Origin of the sequence: Amycolatopsis sp. A133, assembly GCF_031082405.1 — a bacterium.
Taxonomy (GTDB): Bacteria; Actinomycetota; Actinomycetes; order Mycobacteriales; family Pseudonocardiaceae; genus Amycolatopsis.
Window position 1 is genome coordinate 150,473 of record NZ_JAVHJU010000008.1, and the last position, 20,394, is coordinate 170,866.

At 71.1% G+C, this 20,394-nt stretch carries 22 protein-coding genes; 2 read left to right on the top strand and 20 right to left on the bottom strand.

Annotated elements, in window-relative coordinates; genetic code table 11:
• Window positions 1–10: 10 nt before the first annotated feature.
• From pyrH to rpsB, 3 genes are all read right to left on the bottom strand, one after another.
• Window positions 11–754, bottom strand: a complete 744-nt coding sequence (gene pyrH / locus Q5425_RS11225; protein WP_003065595.1) for a UMP kinase — start codon at window positions 752–754, stop codon at window positions 11–13.
• A 114-nt stretch (window positions 755–868) separates the two neighbouring features.
• Entirely contained in the window at window positions 869–1,684 is an 816-nt protein-coding gene (gene tsf, locus Q5425_RS11230; RefSeq protein WP_308672096.1) for a translation elongation factor Ts, read from the bottom strand.
• A 90-nt stretch (window positions 1,685–1,774) separates the two neighbouring features.
• Window positions 1,775–2,680 carry a 30S ribosomal protein S2 gene (gene rpsB / locus Q5425_RS11235; protein WP_308672097.1) on the bottom strand — a complete coding sequence of 302 codons (906 nt, stop codon included), beginning with the start codon at window positions 2,678–2,680 and terminating at the stop codon, window positions 1,775–1,777.
• 715 nt (window positions 2,681–3,395) lie between these two features.
• On the opposite strand from rpsB, the gene Q5425_RS11240 reads away from it, so the two are divergent.
• Complete coding sequence (locus tag Q5425_RS11240; RefSeq protein WP_396135149.1) at window positions 3,396–3,863, top strand: murein hydrolase activator EnvC family protein; 468 nt, start codon at window positions 3,396–3,398, stop codon at window positions 3,861–3,863.
• Here Q5425_RS11240 and Q5425_RS11245 read toward each other — a convergent pair whose 3' ends face one another.
• The 17 genes from Q5425_RS11245 to ffh form a co-directional block, all read right to left on the bottom strand.
• Window positions 3,864–4,712, bottom strand: coding sequence for a FliA/WhiG family RNA polymerase sigma factor (locus tag Q5425_RS11245; protein WP_308672098.1), 849 nt, complete (start codon window positions 4,710–4,712; stop codon window positions 3,864–3,866).
• Between the two features lie 109 nt (window positions 4,713–4,821).
• Entirely contained in the window at window positions 4,822–5,802 is a 981-nt protein-coding gene (locus Q5425_RS11250) for a tyrosine recombinase XerC (protein ID WP_308672099.1), read from the bottom strand.
• A gap of 103 nt (window positions 5,803–5,905) precedes the next feature.
• Entirely contained in the window at window positions 5,906–7,048 is a 1,143-nt protein-coding gene (dprA, locus tag Q5425_RS11255) for a DNA-processing protein DprA (protein ID WP_308672100.1), read from the bottom strand.
• Window positions 7,045–8,556, bottom strand: coding sequence for a YifB family Mg chelatase-like AAA ATPase (locus tag Q5425_RS11260; RefSeq protein WP_308672101.1), 1,512 nt, complete (start codon window positions 8,554–8,556; stop codon window positions 7,045–7,047). Before Q5425_RS11260 ends, dprA begins: the two co-directional genes overlap by 4 nt.
• Window positions 8,556–8,933: a YraN family protein gene (locus Q5425_RS11265; RefSeq protein ID WP_308672102.1), complete on the bottom strand. Its 378-nt coding sequence runs from the start codon at window positions 8,931–8,933 to the stop codon at window positions 8,556–8,558. Before Q5425_RS11265 ends, Q5425_RS11260 begins: the two co-directional genes overlap by 1 nt.
• 294 nt (window positions 8,934–9,227) lie before the next feature.
• Window positions 9,228–9,551: a DUF2469 domain-containing protein gene (locus tag Q5425_RS11270; RefSeq protein ID WP_003096226.1), complete on the bottom strand. Its 324-nt coding sequence runs from the start codon at window positions 9,549–9,551 to the stop codon at window positions 9,228–9,230.
• Window positions 9,548–10,390, bottom strand: a complete 843-nt coding sequence (locus tag Q5425_RS11275; RefSeq protein WP_308672215.1) for a ribonuclease HII — start codon at window positions 10,388–10,390, stop codon at window positions 9,548–9,550. The genes Q5425_RS11270 and Q5425_RS11275 overlap by 4 nt, the downstream gene beginning before the upstream one ends.
• 90 nt (window positions 10,391–10,480) lie before the next feature.
• Window positions 10,481–11,419 carry a signal peptidase I gene (lepB, locus tag Q5425_RS11280; protein WP_308672103.1) on the bottom strand — a complete coding sequence of 313 codons (939 nt, stop codon included), beginning with the start codon at window positions 11,417–11,419 and terminating at the stop codon, window positions 10,481–10,483.
• A 31-nt stretch (window positions 11,420–11,450) separates the two neighbouring features.
• On the bottom strand, window positions 11,451–11,819 hold the full coding sequence (gene rplS, locus Q5425_RS11285) for a 50S ribosomal protein L19 (RefSeq protein ID WP_285989249.1): 369 nt from the start codon (window positions 11,817–11,819) through the stop codon (window positions 11,451–11,453).
• A 132-nt stretch (window positions 11,820–11,951) separates the two neighbouring features.
• Window positions 11,952–12,731 carry a tRNA (guanosine(37)-N1)-methyltransferase TrmD gene (gene trmD / locus Q5425_RS11290; RefSeq protein ID WP_308672104.1) on the bottom strand — a complete coding sequence of 260 codons (780 nt, stop codon included), beginning with the start codon at window positions 12,729–12,731 and terminating at the stop codon, window positions 11,952–11,954.
• Entirely contained in the window at window positions 12,732–13,244 is a 513-nt protein-coding gene (gene rimM, locus Q5425_RS11295) for a ribosome maturation factor RimM (protein WP_308672105.1), read from the bottom strand.
• A 22-nt stretch (window positions 13,245–13,266) separates the two neighbouring features.
• Window positions 13,267–13,506 carry an RNA-binding protein gene (locus Q5425_RS11300; RefSeq protein ID WP_003103110.1) on the bottom strand — a complete coding sequence of 80 codons (240 nt, stop codon included), beginning with the start codon at window positions 13,504–13,506 and terminating at the stop codon, window positions 13,267–13,269.
• On the bottom strand, window positions 13,503–13,946 hold the full coding sequence (rpsP, locus tag Q5425_RS11305) for a 30S ribosomal protein S16 (protein WP_308672106.1): 444 nt from the start codon (window positions 13,944–13,946) through the stop codon (window positions 13,503–13,505). The genes Q5425_RS11300 and rpsP overlap by 4 nt, the downstream gene beginning before the upstream one ends.
• Window positions 13,947–14,116: 170 nt before the next feature.
• Window positions 14,117–14,920, bottom strand: coding sequence for a type II CAAX endopeptidase family protein (locus tag Q5425_RS11310; protein ID WP_308672107.1), 804 nt, complete (start codon window positions 14,918–14,920; stop codon window positions 14,117–14,119).
• Between the two features lie 101 nt (window positions 14,921–15,021).
• Window positions 15,022–15,747 carry a type II CAAX endopeptidase family protein gene (locus tag Q5425_RS11315; protein WP_308672108.1) on the bottom strand — a complete coding sequence of 242 codons (726 nt, stop codon included), beginning with the start codon at window positions 15,745–15,747 and terminating at the stop codon, window positions 15,022–15,024.
• A 46-nt stretch (window positions 15,748–15,793) separates the two neighbouring features.
• The gene (locus Q5425_RS11320) at window positions 15,794–16,870 is read right to left on the bottom strand and encodes an amidohydrolase family protein (RefSeq protein ID WP_308672109.1); all 1,077 of its coding nucleotides are present in this window, start codon (window positions 16,868–16,870) and stop codon (window positions 15,794–15,796) included.
• An 8-nt stretch (window positions 16,871–16,878) separates the two neighbouring features.
• On the bottom strand, window positions 16,879–18,417 hold the full coding sequence (gene ffh / locus Q5425_RS11325) for a signal recognition particle protein (protein ID WP_308672110.1): 1,539 nt from the start codon (window positions 18,415–18,417) through the stop codon (window positions 16,879–16,881).
• Window positions 18,418–18,613: 196 nt separating this feature from the next.
• Between ffh and Q5425_RS11330 the strand changes: the two genes are divergently transcribed.
• On the top strand, window positions 18,614–20,392 hold the full coding sequence (locus Q5425_RS11330) for an ABC transporter ATP-binding protein (protein WP_308672111.1): 1,779 nt from the start codon (window positions 18,614–18,616) through the stop codon (window positions 20,390–20,392).
• Window positions 20,393–20,394 lie beyond the last annotated feature (2 nt).

Sequence of the window (20,394 nt, forward strand, 5' to 3'; positions counted from 1 at the left end):
CCCAGCAGGTCTAGGCCGGCACCCCGTCGGCGGGGGTGCTGACCAACGTGCCGATTCTTTCACCACTCACCGCGCGGGCGATGTTCCCCTCGGTGAGCAGGTTGAACACGATGATCGGCATGTTGTTGTCCATGCAGAGGCTGAACGCCGTCGCGTCGGCGACCTTGAGGTCCCGCTCCAGCACCTCGCGGTGGGTGATCTCGCGGAACATCTCGGCGGTGGGGTCGGCCTTCGGGTCCGCGGTGTAGACGCCGTCGACGGCCTTCGCCATCAGCACGGCTTCGCAGCCCAGCTCCAGCGCCCGCTGCGCGGCCGCGGTGTCGGTCGAGAAGTACGGCATGCCGACCCCGGCGCCGAAGATCACGACGCGGCCCTTCTCCAGGTGCCGCTCGGCGCGGCGCGGGATGTAGGGCTCGGCGACCTGGCCCATCGTGATGGCGGTCTGCACGCGGGTGGGCAGGCCCTCCTTCTCCAGGAAGTCCTGCAGCGCCAGGCAGTTCATCACGGTGCCCAGCATCGCCATGTAGTCGGCGCGGTCGCGGTCCATGCCGCGCTGCGACAGTTCCGCGCCCCGGAAGTAGTTGCCGCCGCCGATCACGACGGCGACCTGGACGCCGGTGCGGGCGACGTCGGCGATCTGCTGCGCGACCGAGTGGACGACATCCGGATCGACGCCGATCGAACCACCGCCGAACATTTCGCCGCCCAGTTTCAGCAGCACCCGCCGGTAGCCACCTTCGACCCGGTCACCCATCTATGTCGCCTCCTACGCCCCTCGACCGTTTTTTGTCTTGTCTAGACCTGACAGTGCCCCGTCCCCGATGGACGGAGACGGGGCACTGGGTGAAACCTACGCCCGGACCTGGCCTCAGGCCTGGCCGACCTCGAAGCGCGCGAACTTGGTCAGCGTCACGCCGGCCTCGTCGAGCAGGGCCTTGACGGTCTTCTTGTTGTCCTTGACCGACGGCTGCTCGAGCAGGACGTTGTCCTTGTAGTAGGCGTTGACCTTGCCCTCGATGATCTTCGGCATGGCCTGCTCCGGCTTGCCTTCTTCGCGGGCGGTCTTCTCGGCGATCGAGCGCTCGTTCTCGACGATCTCGGCCGGGACCTCGTCGCGGGTCAGGTACTTCGCGCGCAGCGCGGCGACCTGCATGGCAGCCCCGCGGGCGGCCTCGGCGTCGTCACCGGTGAACTCGACGAGCACGCCGACGGCCGGCGGCAGGTCGGAGCCGCGGCGGTGCAGGTAGGTCGCGGTCTGGCCCTCGAAGGCCACGACGCGGCGCAGCTCGAGCTTCTCGCCGATGCGGGCCGACAGCTCCTGGACGACCTCGTTGACGGTCTTGCCCTCGAGCTCGGCACCCTTGAGCGCCTCGACGTCGGAGGTCTTGACGGTCTTCGCGACCTCGACGATCTTCGCGGCGAGCGCCTGGAAGTCGGCGTTCTTCGCGACGAAGTCGGTCTCGGAGTCGAGCTCGATGAGGACGCCGCCGTCGCCGGTGACCAGGCCCTCGGCGGTGGCGCGCTCGGCGCGCTTGCCGACGTCCTTGGCGCCCTTGATGCGGAGGAACTCGACGGCCTTGTCGAAGTCGCCGCCGTTCTCCTCGAGGGCCTTCTTGCAGTCCATCATGCCGGCGCCGGTCATCTCGCGCAGGCGCTTCACGTCAGCGGCGGTGTAGTTCGCCATTCTGGTAAATCCGTCCTTTGCAGGAAATCTGTGGGTTGCTACACCCGTGCGGCCGGGCCCCGGGGGCGCGGCCGCACGGGCGGTGGAGCATCAGGAGGAGGCGGTCGCCTGCTCGGGGGCGGCCTCGGCCGGGGCAGCCTCGGCCGGAGCGGCCTCGACGGCCGCGGCGTCGACAGCAGCGGCGGCTTCGGTCGCGTCGGCGGCGGCGGTCTCGGAGCCGGCGAGCAGCTCCTTCTCCCACTCGGCCAGCGGCTCGTCCGCGGCGACGCCCGGCTCCGGCTTCGTGTCGGCCGAAGCACCGTTGCGGCTGGAGCGGGCCATCAGACCGGCGGCCGCGGCCTCGGCGACGACCTTGGTCAGCAGCGCGGCCGAGCGGATGGCGTCGTCGTTGCCCGGGATCGGGTAGTCGACCTCGTCCGGGTCGCAGTTGGTGTCCAGGATCGCGACGACCGGGATGTTCAGCTTGCGAGCCTCGCCGACGGCGATGTGCTCCTTCTTCGTGTCGACGATCCACACCGCGCTCGGCACCTTGGCCATGTCGCGGATACCGCCGAGGGTCTTCTCGAGCTTGTCCTTCTCGCGGGTCAGCGTCAGGATCTCGCGCTTGGTGAGGCCCTCGAAGCCGCCGGTCTGCTCCCGCGACTCGAGCTCCTTGAGGCGGAGGAGACGCTTGTGCACGGTCTGGAAGTTGGTCAGCATGCCGCCGAGCCAGCGCTGGTTGACGTAGGGCATGCCCACGCGCGCGGCCTCGTTGGCGATGGCTTCCTGCGCCTGCTTCTTGGTGCCGACGAACATGATGGTGCCGCCGTGCGCGACGGTTTCCTTGATGAACTCGTACGCACGGTCGATGTAGGTCAGCGTCTGCTGCAGGTCGATGATGTAGATGCCGTTGCGCTCGGTGAAGATGTAGCGCTTCATCTTCGGGTTCCACCGGCGGGTCTGGTGCCCGAAGTGCACGCCGCTGTCGAGCAGCTGCTTCATGGTGACGACGGCCATTGCCGGAATCACACCTCTTCTGTGTCGTGCGCGCCCGCTCGGACGCGCTGCTCGGTTTTGTCGCTAGCGGCCGGGTGGCCGTTCGCCCTGGTGCCCGTGCCGGCGTCCGGACCCCGGGAGTGAGGAACCCAGGGACCGCCGGACCCCGTGCGACTCGCCCGGCTGCTTCCAGACCGGGGAACGCGCACGTGCACGCGAAGTCAGCCCGCTGAAGCGGACCGCGGAGAAGATTCTACCCCCTGCCACCAGCCCCTCCCCCACCGGCGGCCGCTCGCCGGCGGAGTTGTCCACATCGGGGTCGGTTATCCACAGATTCGGCTTCCGCCCCCCACGGACCGGCGGCATACCGCAGGCTGGAGAGATGGAGTCGATCATGCGTTCCCGGCGGTGGCTGCCGGGCTGGTTGTTGGGGGCTTTTGCCCTGGTCGTGGCGGTTTTCTGGGGGTACGGAGGTGCGGTTGACGCCGAGGCTGCGGGCGCTCGGCAGACCGCCGGGGAAGATGCGCGCCCGGTGGCGGCTGCCCTGGGGACAGCTGCCGCGCGGGAGGGCGTATCCGGACGGCCGCGGGCCGAGCCGTGGACGGGCGGCCTCCCACCACCGGCGGCGGGCTCCCAGCCGACCGAACGGCCGGCAGCCGTTCCCCGGATTGCGCCATCAGCGTCGAGCCCGCGGCCGCTTGAGGCCCCCGCCGTCACCTTTGCGGCGGCGTGGCCGATGGCGACCGGGCCTCGGGCAAGCAGTCCCCGGGACGCGCGGCAACCGCGGCTCTCCTGGCCACTGTCACCCGTTCCGGTGGTCATGAAGTACTTCGACGCCCCCGAAACGCCCTATGGCGCCGGGCATCGCGGGCTCGACCTGGCCGCTGTGCCCGGGCAGGACGTGCTGGCCGCCGATACGGGCATCGTCGTCTTCGCCGGGCCCGTGGGCGGGCGGCCCGTGCTTTCCGTTGACCACGACGGTGGGCTGCGGACCACCTACGAGCCCGTCGTGCCGAAGGTGGCCGTGGGCGAGCAGGTCTACCGCGGGCAAGTGCTCGGCACCGTCCTCGCCGGGCATCCCGGCTGCCTGGCGGCGGCGTGCCTGCACTGGGGCGTGCGGCGCGGCGAGGAGTACATCGATCCCCTCGCCCTGACCGGTGAGGTGGGCGAATACCGGCTCAAGCCGTGGGGAGGTGGTTGGTGATCAGGCGCCGGTCTGCTCGACGAGCTTGGCGCGCAGCCGCATGACCGCCCGCGTGTGCAGCTGGCTCACCCGCGACTCCGTGACGCCGAGGACCTTGCCGATCTCGGCGAGGGTCAGGCTCTCGAAGTAGTAGAGGCTGACCACGATCTTGTCCCGCTCGGTGAGCTGCGCGATCGCCTGGGCGAGCTGCCGGCGGTTGTCCTGGTCGACGAGCACCGCGACCGGGTCGACGGCGTCGTCGTCGGGCAGCGTGTCGACCAGCGAGCCGCTGTCCTTGCCCGCGGCGACGAGGTCCTCCAGCGCGACGACGCTGGTGAGCTGCAGCTGACCGTAGAAGTCGCGCAGGTCGTCGAGGCCGATGCCGAGTTCGGCGGCGAGCTCCGCGTCGGTCGGCGTGCGGTGCAGGCGGGCGCCGAGGCGCTCCATCGCGCGTTCGGCCTCCTTGGCCTTGCTGCGGACGGCGCGCGGCACCCAGTCCTGCGAACGGAGGTCGTCGAGGATCGCGCCGCGGATGCGCTGCATCGCGTAGGTCTCGAAGCGCAGGCCGCGCTCGGGGTCGAACTTCTCGATCGCGTCGACGAGCCCGAAGATGCCCGACTGCACGAGGTCGCCCACGTCGATGTGGGTGGGCAGCCCGGTGCCGACCCGGCCGGCGACGTACTTGACCAGCGGGGCGTAGTGCAGCACGAGCCGATCGCGCGACGCCTGGTCCGGGCTGTCGGCGAACTGCTGCCACAGCGCCGCGATGCCGGCGTCGACGTCGTAGCCGGCGCGGGTTTCCGCGGGCGCGGCAGCCTCACCGCGGGTGGTCACTCCGGCGGCTTCGGTCACGTGCGGGCCTGCGGTCATTGCACAGTCGTTCTCGGCATGCGGCTCAGTGTCGTCTCCGTGCTCGTGCGGATGCGCGTGCGCCGCCGGGCCTGCTGCTGACGACCCCGGCGAGCCTCCCCGGACGGCCTCAGGCCCGGGGGTGCGCTCGGTCATGGATCGCTTTCAACCGGTCGACGGTCACATGAGTGTAGAGCTGCGTCGTGGCAAGCGTAGCGTGACCAAGCAGTTCCTGAACGCTCCTGAGATCGGCACCCCCTTCGAGCAGATGCGTCGCGGCGGAATGCCGCAGGCCGTGGGGCCCCATGTCGGGTGCTCCGGGCACCGCCGTGACGGCGTCGTGCACGACGCGCCGCACCGCCCGGGGGTCGACGCGTTTGCCCCGCACACCCAGGAAAAGCGCGGGCTCGGCGCTCTCACCACCGCTTTCGGCGAGGATCTTCGGGCGCCCCTCGTCGATCCAGTCCGCGAGCGCCGCCGCCGCCGGAACGCCGAACGGGACGACGCGTTCCTTCCCGCCCTTGCCCAGCACCGTCACGACACGACGGGAGAAATCGGCCCCGCCGACGTCCAGCCCGCACAACTCGGACACGCGGATGCCGGTGGCGTAGAGCAGCTCGACGATCGCGCGATCACGCAGGGCGACCGGATCGCGTTGCTCGGCGCCCGCCGCCGACGCCTGCATGACCTCCCCCGCCTGCCCGGCGCGCAGCACCCCGGGCAGCGTGCGGTGCGCTCGCGGAGCGGCGAGCCGGCCGCCCGGGTCCGTGGCCAGGACGCCGGTGCGGTGCGCCCAGGCCGTGAACGTCCGCACCGAGGCGGCCCGCCGCGCGAGCGTCGTCCGGCTCGCCCCGCCGGTTTGCTGAGCGGCGAGCCACGCCCGCAGCCGGCCGAGGTCCAATTCCGCGACTCCACCGCCGTCGTCCACGACGAATCCCAGCAGCGCCACGGCATCGCCGACGTACGCCCGGACGGTGTGCGCAGACAGGCCGCGTTCGAGGCCGAGGTGCCGTTCGTAGGCGGTGACGACGGTCTGCACGGGCTCGGGCAGGGCGGCCCGGAGCGCGCGCAGATCGGGACGGCGGGCCCGGCCGGAGCGTGGTGGCGGCATGGATGTCACGCTGCGCGAACATCCGCCTTCGGTCAAGGATCGCCACGCGCCCCCACCGGACCGGCCGAACACCGTCGATGATTTCGCCCGGATTTCGTGGTCTTCACGCGCTTTCCTTCCGTCGTCGCCAGCCGCCTTCCCCGCGGACGGCGAATCCGTCGATCTCCAGTTCCGGCAGCAGCGCCCGCACCCGCCGCAGCGGAAGCCCCGATTCGGCCGCGATCTCGGTATCGGACCGATCGGCGCGCACGGCCAGTGCTTCGAAAGCGCGCAACGCCTCGGGCCCCAGCCGATCGGTGCGCCGTTTCGGCCGGCCCGAGCCGCTGTCCTCGGCGACGCCGAAGCGTCCGACGGTCTCGAGCACCTCGTCGACGGTCGAGACCAGCGTCGCCCGGGCGTCGCGGATCAGTTCGTGACAGCCGGCGGACATGCCGGACGACACCGGTCCGGGCAGGGCCATCACCACCTTGCCGAGGGCGCCCGCGGTGCTCGCGGTGTTGCGGGCACCGCTGCGCAATCCCGCTTCGACCACCAAGGTGCCCTCGGTGAGGGCGGCGATGAGCCGGTTGCGGACCAGGAAGCGGTGCCGCGCGGGCGGAGTGCCGGGCGGGTATTCGCTGACGACTGCACCCCCGGAGCCGACGATCCGCTTCAGCAGGCCGACGTGCCCAGCCGGATAGCCGCCGTCGACGGCGCACCCCAGCACGGCGACGGTGACTCCCTCGGCAGCGAGCGCGCCTCGGTGCGCGGCTCCATCGATGCCGTAGGCAGCGCCCGAGAAAACCGGAACACGCCGGCCGGCGAGCCCGTAGGCGAACTCGGCGGCGTGGTGTTCGCCGTAGGCGCTGGCGGCCCGAGCACCGACAACGGCCACGGCCCGATCGGCGGCGGAGCCGAGCCCGACATCACCGGCAACCCACAAGGCCAACGGCGGCACGGCTTCGGCCACCCCTCGCCGCGCGGCGAGATCCAAGGCAAGCAACGGCCAGGCCGGCCACTCATCATCTTCGGGCACGACCAGCCGAGCACCGGCCACGGCGGCCCGGTCGAAGTCCTGGGCGACGAGGTCGTAGCCCCGCCGCGCCTCAGTCGCCTTCAGCACGCCGGCCGGGCAATCACCGGCCCGAACCCGAGCGGCGGCCTCGACCGGCCCGCACTCGGCGACAAAAGCAACAAGAGCGGCAGCCGGTGGCTCGGCCACGCGCAGCAGGTAGGCACGCGCCTGCCGCAATTCGTCGGCGCTCATGCCGCCACCCGCTCACGGAAGGCCAGCGCCGATCCGACCTGCTCGGTCCCTGGACGAGGCTCGCCGTCCAGGTCGGCGAGGGTCCAGGCGATGCGCAAGCAGCGGTCGGCGCCTCGGCCGCTCAAGGCACCTCGATCCATTGCGCGGTCGAGCAGGCTCGTTGCCTCGGCCGGCAGCGAGAAATCGCGGCGCAATGCCGGGCCCGGTACTTCCGAATTCGACCTCCAGCCGTGCTCGTGCCACCTTCGCGCGGCGCGCTCGCGGGCTTCGAGTACTCGGCCGCGCACCGTTTCCGTCGGCTCTTCCGTGCCGGTGTCGTGCGCGTTGAGCGCACTCAGCGGGCGCAAGCGGACTCGCAGATCGACGCGATCGAGGAGCGGGCCGGAGAGGCGGCCGAGGTAGCGACGGCGAGCCGCCGGCGAACACACGCAGTCGACGTCCTTCGGGGGTGCGCACGCGCAGGGGTTCGTGGCCAGCACCAGCTGGAACCGCGCCGGGTAGGTGATCGCGCCCTTGACTCGGGCGATGCGGACCTCGCCCTCTTCGAGCACCGTGCGCAGGGACTCGAGGCGCTGCCCGCCGAACTCGCAGACTTCGTCGAGGAACAGGACTCCGCGGTGGGCGCGGCTGATCGCGCCCGGGGAGGCCAGCCCGCTGCCGCCGCCGATCAAGGCCGCCACCGTGATCGAGTGGTGCGGGGCGACGAACGGTGGCACGGTGACCAGCGGCGACGACTTCGACAGCGAGCCGTCGACCGAGTGCACCGCGGTGACCTCCAGCGACTCCTCGTGCGACAGCCGCGGCAGGAGACCGGGCAGCCGTCTCGCCAGCATCGTCTTGCCGACGCCCGGTGGGCCGGTGAACAGAAGGTGGTGCCCGCCCGCGGCGGCGACCTCCAGCGCCCAGCGCGCCTCCGGCTGCCCGACGACATCGGCGAGGTCGGGCACCGACGGCGGTGCGGCGGGACCGGGCGGTTCCGGTGCCACCAGGCCGGCCTCGCCCTTCAGCCACGCCACCAGATCACGCAGGTGCGGCGCGCCCGCGACTTCGATGCCGTCGACGAGCGCCGCTTCGACGAGGGAGTCCGCCGGGACGACGGCTCGGTCGTAACCGGCCGCCCGCGCCGCCAGGAGGCCGGGAAGGATGCCGCGGACCGGGCGGACGCGGCCGTCGAGGGCGAGTTCGCCCAGCAGCACCGTGCCGAGCAGGCGGGTCGCCGGGACCGCACCGGTCGCGGCGAGCACGGCGGCCGCGATGCCGACGTCGTAAGCCGAGCCGACCTTCGGCAGGTTCGCCGGGGACAGCCCGAGGGTCACCTTGCCCTCCGGCCAGGGCTGCCCGGAGTTGCGGACGGCGGAGCGGACGCGGTCCTTGGCCTCGCGCAGCCCGGCGTCGGGCAGGCCGACGAGGGTGATCCGGCTCAGGCCGCCACCGAGGTCGGCTTCGATTTCGATGACGCGGCCGTCGATCCCGAGCAGCGCGACCGACCACGCTTTGGCGATGGGCATCAGAACGCCGCCTCGATGTGCTGCAGCTGCGGGCGGGTGCCCGGTTCGGCGAGGACGGTGACGACGTCGTACCGCACCGCGCACCAGCCGATGCGGAACTCGCGCAGCCAGCGTTGCGCGGCCCGGCGTACGCGGGCGGCCTTCTCCTCGGTGACGGTCTCGGTCGGCAGCCCGAATTCGGTGCCGGAGCGCGTCTTGACCTCGCAGAAGATGACCCGGGTGCGGTCGGTCAAGACGAGGTCCAACTCGCCCTCCCGGCAGCGCCAGTTGCGGGCCAGCAGGATCAGCCCGCGGTCCTGCAGGTACCGGAGCGCCAGGTCTTCACCCCACGCGCCCAGGTCGCGGCGGTGTCTTGCGAGCTGGTCGGTGCCCGTCATCGTGTACGCCCCCTCGTCGGCCCGCGCCGGTCACCGGGGCGGTCCCGGCGATCACGGTGCGTGTGCAATCCACGGTGCCAGGGTGCGGCGGGAGGAGACCAGCCCAGGATCGCTCAGCTGTGGACAAGCGGGGGGATGTGGACAACTCGTCCACGGAATGCCGGTGAAGCGCCCGAAGTGTCGGTGCGGTGGGCTAGGCGACGAACGACCGACGGGCGTGGTGGAAATGCCGCACGAAGAACCGCACCGGCTCGTCCTTGGCGGACGGGCCGGCGCGGTCGGTCGAAAACGGGGCTAACCCGAGAACGGGCCGTCCTCGGGGAGGCGGAGGTCCGGCTTGTCCAGCTCCTCCACGTTGACGTCCTTGAACGTGATGACCCGGACGTGCTTGACGAAGCGGGCGGGGCGGTACATGTCCCAGACCCACGCGTCGGACATGCGGACCTCGAAGTACACCTCGCCGCCGCCGTCGCGGACCTGGACGTCGACTGCGTTCGCCAGGTAGAACCGCCGCTCGGTCTCCACCACGTACGAGAACTGGCCGACTATGTCGCGGTACTCGCGGTACAGCGAGAGCTCCATCTCGGTCTCGTACTTCTCGAGATCCTCTGCGCTCATGAAATCCGCGCCCCTCCTCGGGATCGTGCTGCTGCTCCGCCGGCGGAGCGTTCATTGTGACCCACACCCGCGGCCGGGGCATGCAGCGGCAGGCTGAGTTGTGGCTCTAATGCCTCGTCGAGGACCGCGGCCAGGCCGGCCGCGCCGGGCGTCTCCATGGCCTTCTCCAGCGCCGCGTACGTCAGCAGGACCGGACGCGCCGGTCGCAGGCCGTGCTTGACGGCCACCGTGGCCACGTTCGTGTACGACCAGCGGTGGACGTCGCTGGGGCCGTGTTCGCGCAGGGCCGACAGGTGGTCGGACGTGCTGTACCCCTTGTGCACATCGAAGCCGTAGTGCGGGAAGTCTTCGTGATAGCCCGCCATGATGCGGTCTCGCGTCACCTTGGCCAGCACTGACGCGGCCGCGATGCAGGCCACCGAACGGTCGCCCTTGATGACCGCCGCGTTCGGGGCGGTCAGGCCCGGGACCCGGAACCCGTCGGTGAGGATGTAGCCCGGGGACACCCGCAGTGCCGCCGCGGCCCGGCGCATGGCCTCCAGGTTCATCACCCGGATGCCGAAGAGGTCGACCTCTTCGGTCGGGACGACGATCACCGAGTAGTCGACGGCCCGGGCGAGGACCAGGTCGTAGACCCGGTCGCGTGCCTTGGCCGTCATCAACTTGGAATCCGTCAGCTCGGTCAGCTTCGCCGCGTCGCCTTGTTTGAGCACGCAGGCCGCGACCACCAGCGGCCCCGCGCACGCTCCGGCGCCGGCTTCGTCCACGCCGGCGACCGGGCCGAGGCCACGGCGGTCGAGCGCGCCCTGCAGACCCCAGAAGAGGTCGCCGCGCACCACGGCTCGCGGTGGCCGGATCGGCTCGGCCGCCGTCAGGGGAACGGGAAGTGTCAAGGCTGAATCACCCGTCTGCCGGCAAGGATCGGGTGGCTAGGGCTTCCGCCCGGCCGCCCGGCGCAGTCCGGACTTGAGCTTGCGCCCGAAGAACAACGCCGGCCAGGCCGCCGCGATGCCGGCACCGAGCGGGAGACCGCTCTGCCAGACCGGCGCGCCCAGCGCGACCGGCTGCGCCGACTCCTGCGGGTTGTGGTCGGAGATCCCGCCCCACCGGCCCGGCGGCAGCACGATGATCCGCGCCTTGCCGATGATGTTGTCGACCGGGACCGCGCCGTTCACGCCGCCGCCGCCCTGGAACCGCGAGTCGTCGGAGTTGTTGCGGTTGTCGCCCTGCACCCAGACCATCCCGGCCGGAACCTTGACCGGCTCGAAGGTCTTCTGTTCCTGGTTCGACGGGTCTTCCCAGTGGATGTACGGCTCGTCGAGCGCCTTGCCGTCCACGATCATGCGGCCCTGCGGGTCGCAGCACTGCACGGTCTGGCCGCCGACCGCGATCACCCGCTTGACGAAGTCGCGCTCGTCCGGCGGGGCGAACCCGACCAGCGAGCCGAGCCCGCGCAGGCCCTGGACGACGATGTTGCTCGACTCCTGCGGCGCGATCTCGTTGTTGATCCACGCCTGCGGGCCCTTGAACACGATCACGTCGCCCGGGGAGGGCTCGGTGAAGTCGTAGGTGACCCGGTCGACCAGGATCCGGTCGCCGGTGCACCCGGGACACCCGTGCAGGGTGGCCTCCATGGAACCCGAAGGGATCATGAAGACCTTCGCCAGGAATGTCTGGATCAAGATCGTGAGCACCAGGGCGATCACGAGCAGGATCGGCAGTTCCTTCCAGAACGACCGTTTCTTGGCGGGCTTGGCTCGCCGCCGGCGGGATCCCCCGCGCTCCTCGGATCGGGACCGCCTGGGCTGGTCCTCCTCGGAGCGATCGGGGTCATCCTCGGGAGCGTTCTGGGACACGGGTTCGGCCACGTCGTCAGGCTACCGGTAACCGCGTTGCCGCTTACTTGGCCGAGGCCGTCTCGCGGTTCTCGCGGCGCTCCTTGATCTTGGCCTTCTTGCCGCGCAGGTCGCGCAGGTAGTACAGCTTCGCGCGCCGCACGTCACCGCGCTTGTGGACCTCGACCTCGGCGATGTTCGGCGAGTGCACCGGGAAGGTGCGCTCCACGCCGACGCCGAAGGAGACCTTGCGAACGGTGAAGGTCTCCCGGATGCCGCCGCCCTGACGGCGGATCACGACGCCCTGGAAGACCTGGTTGCGCTCGCGGTTGCCCTCGATGACGCGGACGTGCACCTTGAGCGTGTCGCCCGGGCGGAAGTCCGGGATGTCGGAACGCAGCGACTGCTTGTCCAGCGCGTCCAGGGTGTTCATCGGTGGTCCGTCCTCGTCTTCGTATGGCTTGCGTACAGATCCCGGGCGCGCAACGGTGCCGCTGCGGACGACCCGGGGGGCTGATGGCGGGCTCATGGACGACGAGGTCCACTCACGCCAACCTGTCAAGTATTACAGACCGGGATCGGGCCAGGCGAACCGGCCCTCGGCCTGCTCGGGATCCAAGCCCTCCAGGACCCCGCGATCGTGCTTGTCGAGACTACCTTCCGGCAGCGCGGCCAGGAGATCGGGGCGGCGGCGGGCCGTGCGCTCGAGGGCCTGGTCACGCCGCCAGCGGTCGATCAGCGCGTGGTTGCCGGACCGCAGGACGTCCGGCACGGCCAGGTCCCGCCACACCTCCGGACGCGTGTAGCTGGGCCCTTCGAGCAGGCCGTCGGAGAACGAGTCCTCCGCGGCCGAGCGCGCGTTGCCGAGCACCCCGGGCAGCAGCCGGACGACGGCCTCGACGATGACCAGCACCGCCGCCTCGCCGCCGACCAGGACGTAGTCACCGATCGACACCTCGTCGACCGGCATCCGCCGGGCCGCGTCGTCGACGACCCGCTGGTCGATGCCCTCGTACCGACCGCACGCGAACACCAGGTGCTCTTCCGCCGCGTAGGCGTGCGCCAGCTCCTGGGTGAACGGCCGCCCGGCCGGGGTCGGCACGACGAGCCGCGTGCCGGGGCGGCAGACGTCGTCCAGCGCCGGACCCCAGATCTGCGGCTTCATGACCATACCGGGGCCGCCGCCGTACGGCGCGTCGTCGACCGCGCGGTGCACGTCGTGGGTCCAGTCGCGCAGGTCGTGCACGCCGACTTCGATGAGGCCGCGGTCGATCGCCCGGCCCAGCAGCGCGGCGCGCAGCGGGTCGAGGTATTCGGGGAAGATCGTGACGACGTCGATCCGCATTCAGGCGTCCAGGAGCCCTTCCGGCGGGTCGAGCACGACCCGGCCACCGCCGACGTCCACCGTCGGGACGATCGCGCGGACGAACGGCACCAGCACCTCGCGGCCGTCGACGTCGAGTTCCAGGAGCTCGCCCGCGGGCGAGTGGACGATCTCGACCACCTTGCCGACGACCGTGCCGTCGGTGAGCTCGGCGCGCAGGCCCGCCAGCTCGTGGTCGTAGAACTCGTCGGGGTCCTCGGTCGGCGGCAGCGTGTCCGTGTCGGCCAGCAGCAACGCGCCCCGCAGCGTCTCGGCGACGTCGCGGGTGAGGACCTCCTCGAAACGCACCAGCAGCCGCCCGCTGTGTTCGCGGGCGGCTGCGATGGTGAGTTCCCTTTGGCTGCCGTCACGCAGCCTCGTCGTGACGGCCGCACCGATCTTGAACCGCTCGTCCGGCGAGTCCGTGCGCACGTCCACCGCGAGTTCACCGCGGATGCCGTGCGCTTTTGCGATGCGGCCGACTACGACGTCCATCCTGACCGTTTCCGAACCGGGGTCAGCGGTCGGTGTCGACGACGTCCACCCGGACGCCGCGGCCACCGATGCCGCCCATGACGGTGCGCAGGGCGGTCGCCGTGCGACCACCCCGGCCGATCACCTTGCCGAGGTCGTCGGGGTGCACGTGCACCTCGAGCGTGCGGCCACGGCGTGTGGTCAGCAGCTCGACCCGGACCTCGTCCGGGTTGTCGACGATCCCGCGCACCAGGTGCTCGAGGGAGTCCGCGAGGAAACTCACTCGGACTTCTCGCCCTCAGCGGCCTCCGCCTTCTCGGCCTCGGCCTTCTTCGGGGCGGACTTCTTCTTCGGCGTGGTGGCCTCGGTGGAGGGCTCCTCGCCGGCTGCGGCCAGCGCCGCGTTGAACAGGTCCTGCTTGGACGGCTTCGGCTCGGCGACCTTCAGGGTGCCCTCGGTGCCCGGCAGGCCCTTGAACTTCTGCCAGTCACCGGTGATCTCCAGCAGGCGCTGGACCGGCTCGGTCGGCTGCGCGCCGACGTTCAGCCAGTACTGGGCGCGCTCGGAGACGACCTCGATGAGGCTCGGCTCTTCCTTCGGGTGGTACTTGCCGATCGTCTCGATGGCCTTGCCGTCCCGGCGGGTGCGCGCGTCGGCAACGATGATGCGGTAGTACGGCGCACGGATCTTGCCGAGGCGCTGCAGCTTGATCTTGACGGCCACGGGTGTGGGTTCTCCTCGAATCTCTCTGGTGCTGGGCTGGGCGCACGCGGGCCGAGTGGGGACACGGACGCGGGCACCCGGAGGTCAGAGCTTTCGCACGGTGAGAGGGTCCGGCGGAAGCAGGCAGTACGCCATTCTGCCAGACGGTGCCCGCGGACCTGGAAACAGGCTCAGAAAGAGGCCACCCCGAGCGCTCCGAGCAGGATGGTCAGCGCCGGGAGGAAGTTGTTCACCTGGTGCGCGACGATGCTGCCCGGCAGGCGGCCGGTGACCAGCCGCACCAGGCCGATCGGCACCGCGATGACCAGCAGCAGCGTCGTACGCAGCGGCTCGAGGTGGCTGGCCGCGAACACCGCCGTGGACAGCAGGAACGCCGCGACGCGGCCCCAGCGTTCGCTGCGCCACTGCAGCTGTTCGGCGGCACCCCAGAGCAGGCCGCGGTAGATGATCTCCTCGCAGATCGGGCCGAGCAGCCAGAGGTAGACGAACATCACCACCGCCGCCGAGATCGACATCCGGCGGTCCTCGACCAGCGCGCTGATCGCCGACGTCGCGTTGGCGTCGCCGACCAGCTGCGTCCACAGGTAGGCGGCGAGGGTCGTGAAGACGAGCCCGACGCAGCCGTACCGGAGCCCCGTCTTCACGTCCGCCCAGCGCCATTCGAGCCGCAGGTCGGCGACGGGCCCGTTGCCGCGCACGTAGGTGATCAGGACGGCGACGCCGGCGGCGATCATCGTCGGCAGCATGGTGCCGAGCAGCACGACGCGCATCGGCAGCGGGCCGGGGCCGGTGTCGCCGACCAGGACGGACACGAAGGCCGCGGACGCCAGCAGCACCGCCTCGACGAGCAGGAAGGCCCCGAAGCCCCACCGGTGCCGGGGTGCGGACGGCAGGAAGGCGGTCGCGGCGGGCTCTTCGGGCTCGGGGAACGGCGTGGCGTCGGCAGCCGGGTCCCGGGGCTGGGAAGTGGTCACGCCTTGCCCTCCGCGTCGCTCGGCTCCAGGTGTCGAGCCTAGCGGCCGGGATGTGATCGCACAGTATCCGTCCAGCTACTGTCCATCGATCTTCGCAACGTTCAGTGCGCGACGAACAGCAGCACCGCGGGCGGCAGGTTGTTGGCCGCGTGCGCGATCACCCCGGCGGCGACCCGGCCGGACAGGTACCGGGCCAGCCCCAGCGCGATGCCCTGGCCGAACAGGGCGATGGTGCGGGTCGGCTCGCCGTGCAGCTGCGCGAACACGAGCGAGGTGAGCACGAGCACGACCCACGGCGGGACCCGGTGGACCGACAGTGCGTTCCACAGCGTGCCGCGGACCAGCAGTTCCTCGGTGATCGGCGCGCCGGCGATGACGATCACCGCGGCCAGCACCAGCCACACCGTGTCGCCGTCGAAGGTGTCGGCGAGGTCGGTCAGCGGGCTGTCGGAGACGTCGTCGGCGCCGTAGACCGCGATCAGCATCAGGTTGAGCAGGTAGCCGACGACCAGCGCGAGCACCCCGCACGCGAGGCCGATCCGCACGTCGCGCCAGGTCGGCTTGAGGCCGAAGTCGGTGCGCAGTCCCTGGCCCCACAGCCACGAGCCGGCTGCCGGGCCGAGGCCGAGCAGCAGGTTGGGCACGAACGCCAGGATCAGGAGCGGGCCGATGTCGTGCAGCTCGAGGGGGTCGAACTCGCCGACGTTGCGGTTGACCGCCGCGGCGATGATCAGGTTGGCCAGGTAGTAGCCGGCGATCCCCGCGAAGAACGCCACGAAACACCAATGCGCCCCGAGCACGCGCCGTGCGCCGTCGTCGTCCGTCACGGGTCCAACGCTAAAGTGCCGCTCCCGCAAGGAAAGCAGCGGGGGTCTACGCGTACACGACGCCGCCGAGCACGATGTGCGAAGGGTGCCGGAGGACGCCCAGGTCCTCGCGCGGATCGCTCGGGTAGACGAGCAGGTCGGCGGGCGCGCCGTCGTCGATGCCGGGATGACTGAGCCAGTCGCGGGCGGCCCAGGACCCGCTCGCGAGGGCCTGCTCGCGGGTCATGCCCGCACGGTGCAGCGCCTCGATCTCGTCGACGAGCCTGCCGTGCTCGACCATGCCACCGGCGTCGCTGCCCGCGAAGACGTGTACGCCGGCTTCGATGGCCGAAGCGACCATCTCGCCGACGCCGGCGTGCAGCGCGCGCATGTGGGCCGCGTAGGCCGGGTACTTGCCCGCCTTGTCCGCGATGCCCGGGAAGTTCTCGATGTTGATCAGCGTCGGCACCAGGGCGACGTCGTGGCGGGCCAGCTCGGCCAGCTGATCGGCACTCAGGCCGGTGCCGTGCTCCAGGCAGTCGATGCCGGACGCGATCAGCCCGGGCAGCGCCGCTTCGCCGAACACGTGCGCGGTGACGCGGGCGCCATGGTCGTGCGCCACCTTGACGGCTTCGGCCAGGACGTCGTCCGGCCACAGCGGCGCCAGGTCGCCCACCCCGCGGTCGATCCAGTCGCCGACGAGCTTGACCCAGCCGTCGCCGTCCCGGGCCTGCTCGGCGACGGCCTCCGGCAGCTGTGCGGGATCGTCCAGCTCGATGCCCAGGCCGGGGATGTACCGCTTGGTGAGGGCGAGGTGCCGTCCGGCGCGGATGATCGTCGGCAGGTCGGCGCGCCGCTGCAGCGGGCGGACGTCGATGGGCAGCCCGCAGTCGCGGATGAGCAGCGTGCCGGCGTTCCGGTCGGTGATCGCCTGGTCGGCTGCCTCTTCGAGCGACACGGGGCCGCCGACGCCGATGCCGGGGTGGCAGTGCGCGTCGACCAGGCCGGGCACGAGGAAGACGTCCCGGCCGAGGGTCTCGGCGCCGGGCACCGGCTCGAACGAGATCCGGCCGCCGGTGATCCACAGCTCCCCCGGCTCGCCGCCTGGCAGGATCACCCCGGCGGCGTGCAGTGTTTTCTCCAAAGCGTGGCTCAATTGTCCTTGGGGTTCTTCGGCAGCTTGAACTTCGTCGGGTCGAAGCCCGGGACGTCGTTCATGCCGCCGAGCTGGGACAGGTCGGGCATCCCGGCCGGCATCTGCCCACCCGGGGGCAGCATCGGCATGCCGCCGGGGAAGCCGCCGCGGACCTTGGGCTGCGTCGGGCCGCGCCCCTTCTTGCCCTTCTTGCCCTTGCGCGACTTGGAGCCGCCGCCCCCGCCACCGAAGCCGAACCGGCCCGCCATCTGGGCCATCATCTTGCGGGCCTCGAAGAACCGGTTGACCAGGTCGTTGACCTCGCGGACGGTGACGCCGGAGCCGTTCGCGATGCGCAGCCGCCGCGACCCGTTGATCATCTTCGGGTCTTCGCGCTCGGCCGGGGTCATGCCGCGGATGATCGCCTGCAGCTTGTCCAGGTGCTTGTCGTCGACCTGGGCCAGCTGGTCCTTCATCTGGCCGGCACCGGGCAGCATGCCGAGCAGGTTGCCGATCGGGCCCATCTTGCGGACCGCGAGCATCTGCTCGAGGAAGTCCTCCAGGGTGAGCTGGCCGCTCGACAGCTTTTCCGCGGCCTTCTCGGCCTGATTCTGGTCGAAGGCCTGCTCGGCCTGCTCGATCAGGGTGAGCACGTCACCCATGCCGAGGATCCGCGACGCCATCCGGTCCGGGTGGAAGGTGTCGAAGTCCTCGAGCTTTTCGCCGTTGGAGGCGAAGAGGATCGGCTGGCCGGTGACCTCGCGGACGCTCAGCGCGGCACCACCGCGGGCGTCGCCGTCGAGCTTGGTGAGCACGACGCCGCTGAAGCCGACGCCGTCCTGGAACGCCTGCGCCGTGGTCACGGCGTCCTGGCCGATCATGGCGTCGACGACGAACAGGACCTCGTCCGGCTCGACCGCGTCGCGGATGTCGGCGGCCTGCTTCATCAGCTCTTCGTCGACACCCAAGCGGCCCGCGGTGTCGACCACGACGACGTCGTGCTGCGCGTGCTTGGCCTCGGCGATGGCGCGGCGGGCGACGTCGACCGGGTCGCCGACGCCGTTGCCGGGCTCGGGCGCGAAGGTGACGACGCCGGCGCGCTCGCCGACGACCTGCAGCTGCGTGACGGCGTTCGGGCGCTGGAGGTCACAGGCGACCAGCATCGGGGCGTGGCCCTGCTTCTTCAGCCACATCGCGAGCTTGCCGGCGAGCGTCGTCTTACCGGCACCCTGCAGACCCGCCAGCATGATGACGGTCGGCGGGGTCTTGGCCAGGTTCAGCCGGCGCGTCTCGCCGCCGAGGATCCCGACGAGCTCCTCGTTGACGATCTTGACGACCTGCTGCGCGGGGTTGAGCGCCTGGGAGACCTCGGCGCCCTTCGCCCGCTCCTTGATCCTCGCGATGAAGGTCTTGACCACGCCGAGGGCGACGTCCGCCTCCAGCAGCGCGATGCGGATCTCGCGCGCGGTGGCGTCGATGTCGGCGTCGGACAGCCTGCCCTTGCGCGTGAGCGTCTGGAGGGCGGCGGTGAGCCGATCGGAGAGGGTGTCGAACACGGGTGTGCACGCTCCAGCTGGGTCGATGGTGGCGCGCCGGACGAGGCCGGCTCTGTCGAGGGTAGTCGCTCCGGCTCCTTCCCTTCGCGGGCATGCAGGCAATGGTAATCATGAGTTGATGACCTGCAGCGTCCACTTTCGTGTGACATCGCGGAAATCGGTGGCGACCACGCCGGATTTTGGTACACATAGGTGCATGACCGCTGCACCCGTCCTGGCCGAACCGGCCACCGACGCCGACGAACCCGTCCCGCTGCGGCGGATCGCCGGGTTGTTCCGCCCGCACCGCGGGCCGCTCGGCGCGCTGTTCGCGCTGATCGTCGCGCAGGCCGGCCTCGGCGTCGTCTCGCCGTTCCTCCTGCGCGAGATCCTCGACGACGCCCTGCCGCACCGGGACACGCTCCTGATCAGCCTGCTGGCGGCGGGGATGATCGTCTGCTCGGCCGGCAGCGGCTCCCTCGGCGTCGCCACCACCGGGCTGTCCAACACCATCGGGCAGCGCGTCATGAACGAGCTGCGCGTCTCGGTCTACGGCCACCTGCAGCGGATGTCGCTCGGCTTCTTCACGCGGACGAAGAGCGGCGAAGTGCTTTCGCGGGTGTTTAACGACATCGGCGGCGTCGACAACGTGATCACCACGACCGCCGGGTCGATGGTGCAGAACGCGACCACGACGATCGCCATCACGGTGGCCCTGATCGCGCTCGACTGGCAGCTCGCGGCGCTCTCCCTCGTCGCCGTGCCGTTGTTCCTGCTGTTCACGCTGCGGCTGGGCGCGAAGCGGCGGAACCTGGCCCGCGGCCGCACCCGGCGGATGGCCCGGCTGACGACGATGGTCGAGGAGTCCCTGTCGGTCACCGGCGTCCTGCTCGCCAAGACGATGGGCAACGAACGGGCGATGCGTGAGCGCTTCGGGGCGGAATCGCGGGAGATCGCGGCGCTGGAACGGGCGGCCGCGCTGGCCGGCCGCTGGCAGACGGCGTCGCGGGCGATGAGCCTGACCGTGATCCCGGCGCTGGTCTACTGGATCGCCGGGCTGGCGCTGGCGGGCGGCGCGTCCCCGATCTCGCTCGGCACCGTCGTGGCGTTCACGAGCATGCTCAACCGGCTGGTCGCGCCGGCGAGCGCGATGCAGGCGATCGGGCAGAACGTGGCGACGTCGAAGGCGCTGTTCGGCCGCATCTTCGAGGTACTGGACCTGCCGGCGGAGATCGCGGACAAACCGGGTGCGCAGGTACTGGAAGTGCGCCGCGGCGACGTCTCGATGCGCGGCGTCTCGTTCTGCTACGGCCGCGACGGCCCGCCGACGCTGGACGGGATCGACCTCGACGTGCCGGCCGGGACCACGACGGCCCTCGTCGGCGCGACGGGCTCGGGCAAGACGACGCTCGCTTATCTCGTGGCCCGGCTGTACGAGGTGAGCAGTGGTGCGGTGACGATCGACGGCGTCGACGTCCGGGACGTCACGCTGGCTTCGCTCGCGGCGGGCGTGGGGCTCGTGTCGCAGGAGACCTACCTCTTCCACGACACCGTGCGGGAGAACCTGCGCTTCGCCAAGCCGGACGCGACCGACGAGGAGATCGAGCAGGCGGCGAAGGCCGCGCACATCCACGACACCCTCGCCGGCCTGCCCGAGGGGTACGACACGGTCGTCGGCCAGCGCGGCTACCGGTTCTCCGGGGGCGAGAAGCAGCGGATGGCCATCGCCCGGATCCTGCTGCGCAACCCGCCGGTGCTCATCCTCGACGAGGCGACCAGCGCGCTCGACACCCGCACGGAACGCTCGGTGCAGGCCGAGCTCGACCGGCTCGCCGCGGGCCGCACGACGCTGACGATCGCGCACCGGTTGTCCACTGTGGAGCACGCCGACCAGATCGTGGTGCTGCACGAAGGCCGGATCGCCGAACGCGGGACGCACGGCGAATTGCTGGCGCGCGACGGGCGTTATGCCCGGCTGGTCCGCGGAACGGCCTAATC

What these genes read in the sequence shown, in the direction of transcription:
- Q5425_RS11250 (WP_308672099.1), bottom strand. Translation starts at nt 5,802, where the DNA reads ATGCCGCCACCACGCTCCGGCCGGGCCCGCCGTCCCGATCTGCGCGCG.
- trmD (WP_308672104.1), bottom strand. Translation starts at nt 12,731, where the DNA reads ATGCGGATCGACGTCGTCACGATCTTCCCCGAATACCTCGACCCGCTG.
- Q5425_RS11265 (WP_308672102.1), bottom strand. Translation starts at nt 8,933, where the DNA reads ATGACGGGCACCGACCAGCTCGCAAGACACCGCCGCGACCTGGGCGCG.
- rpsB (WP_308672097.1), bottom strand. Translation starts at nt 2,680, where the DNA reads ATGGCCGTCGTCACCATGAAGCAGCTGCTCGACAGCGGCGTGCACTTC.
- Q5425_RS11260 (WP_308672101.1), bottom strand. Translation starts at nt 8,556, where the DNA reads ATGCCCATCGCCAAAGCGTGGTCGGTCGCGCTGCTCGGGATCGACGGC.
- dprA (WP_308672100.1), bottom strand. Translation starts at nt 7,048, where the DNA reads ATGAGCGCCGACGAATTGCGGCAGGCGCGTGCCTACCTGCTGCGCGTG.
- Q5425_RS11270 (WP_003096226.1), bottom strand. Translation starts at nt 9,551, where the DNA reads ATGAGCGCAGAGGATCTCGAGAAGTACGAGACCGAGATGGAGCTCTCG.
- pyrH (WP_003065595.1), bottom strand. Translation starts at nt 754, where the DNA reads ATGGGTGACCGGGTCGAAGGTGGCTACCGGCGGGTGCTGCTGAAACTG.
- tsf (WP_308672096.1), bottom strand. Translation starts at nt 1,684, where the DNA reads ATGGCGAACTACACCGCCGCTGACGTGAAGCGCCTGCGCGAGATGACC.
- Q5425_RS11245 (WP_308672098.1), bottom strand. Translation starts at nt 4,712, where the DNA reads ATGACCGCAGGCCCGCACGTGACCGAAGCCGCCGGAGTGACCACCCGC.
- rplS (WP_285989249.1), bottom strand. Translation starts at nt 11,819, where the DNA reads ATGAACACCCTGGACGCGCTGGACAAGCAGTCGCTGCGTTCCGACATC.
- rimM (WP_308672105.1), bottom strand. Translation starts at nt 13,244, where the DNA reads ATGGACGTCGTAGTCGGCCGCATCGCAAAAGCGCACGGCATCCGCGGT.
- Q5425_RS11330 (WP_308672111.1), top strand. Translation starts at nt 18,614, where the DNA reads ATGACCGCTGCACCCGTCCTGGCCGAACCGGCCACCGACGCCGACGAA.
- Q5425_RS11240 (WP_396135149.1), top strand. Translation starts at nt 3,396, where the DNA reads ATGGCGACCGGGCCTCGGGCAAGCAGTCCCCGGGACGCGCGGCAACCG.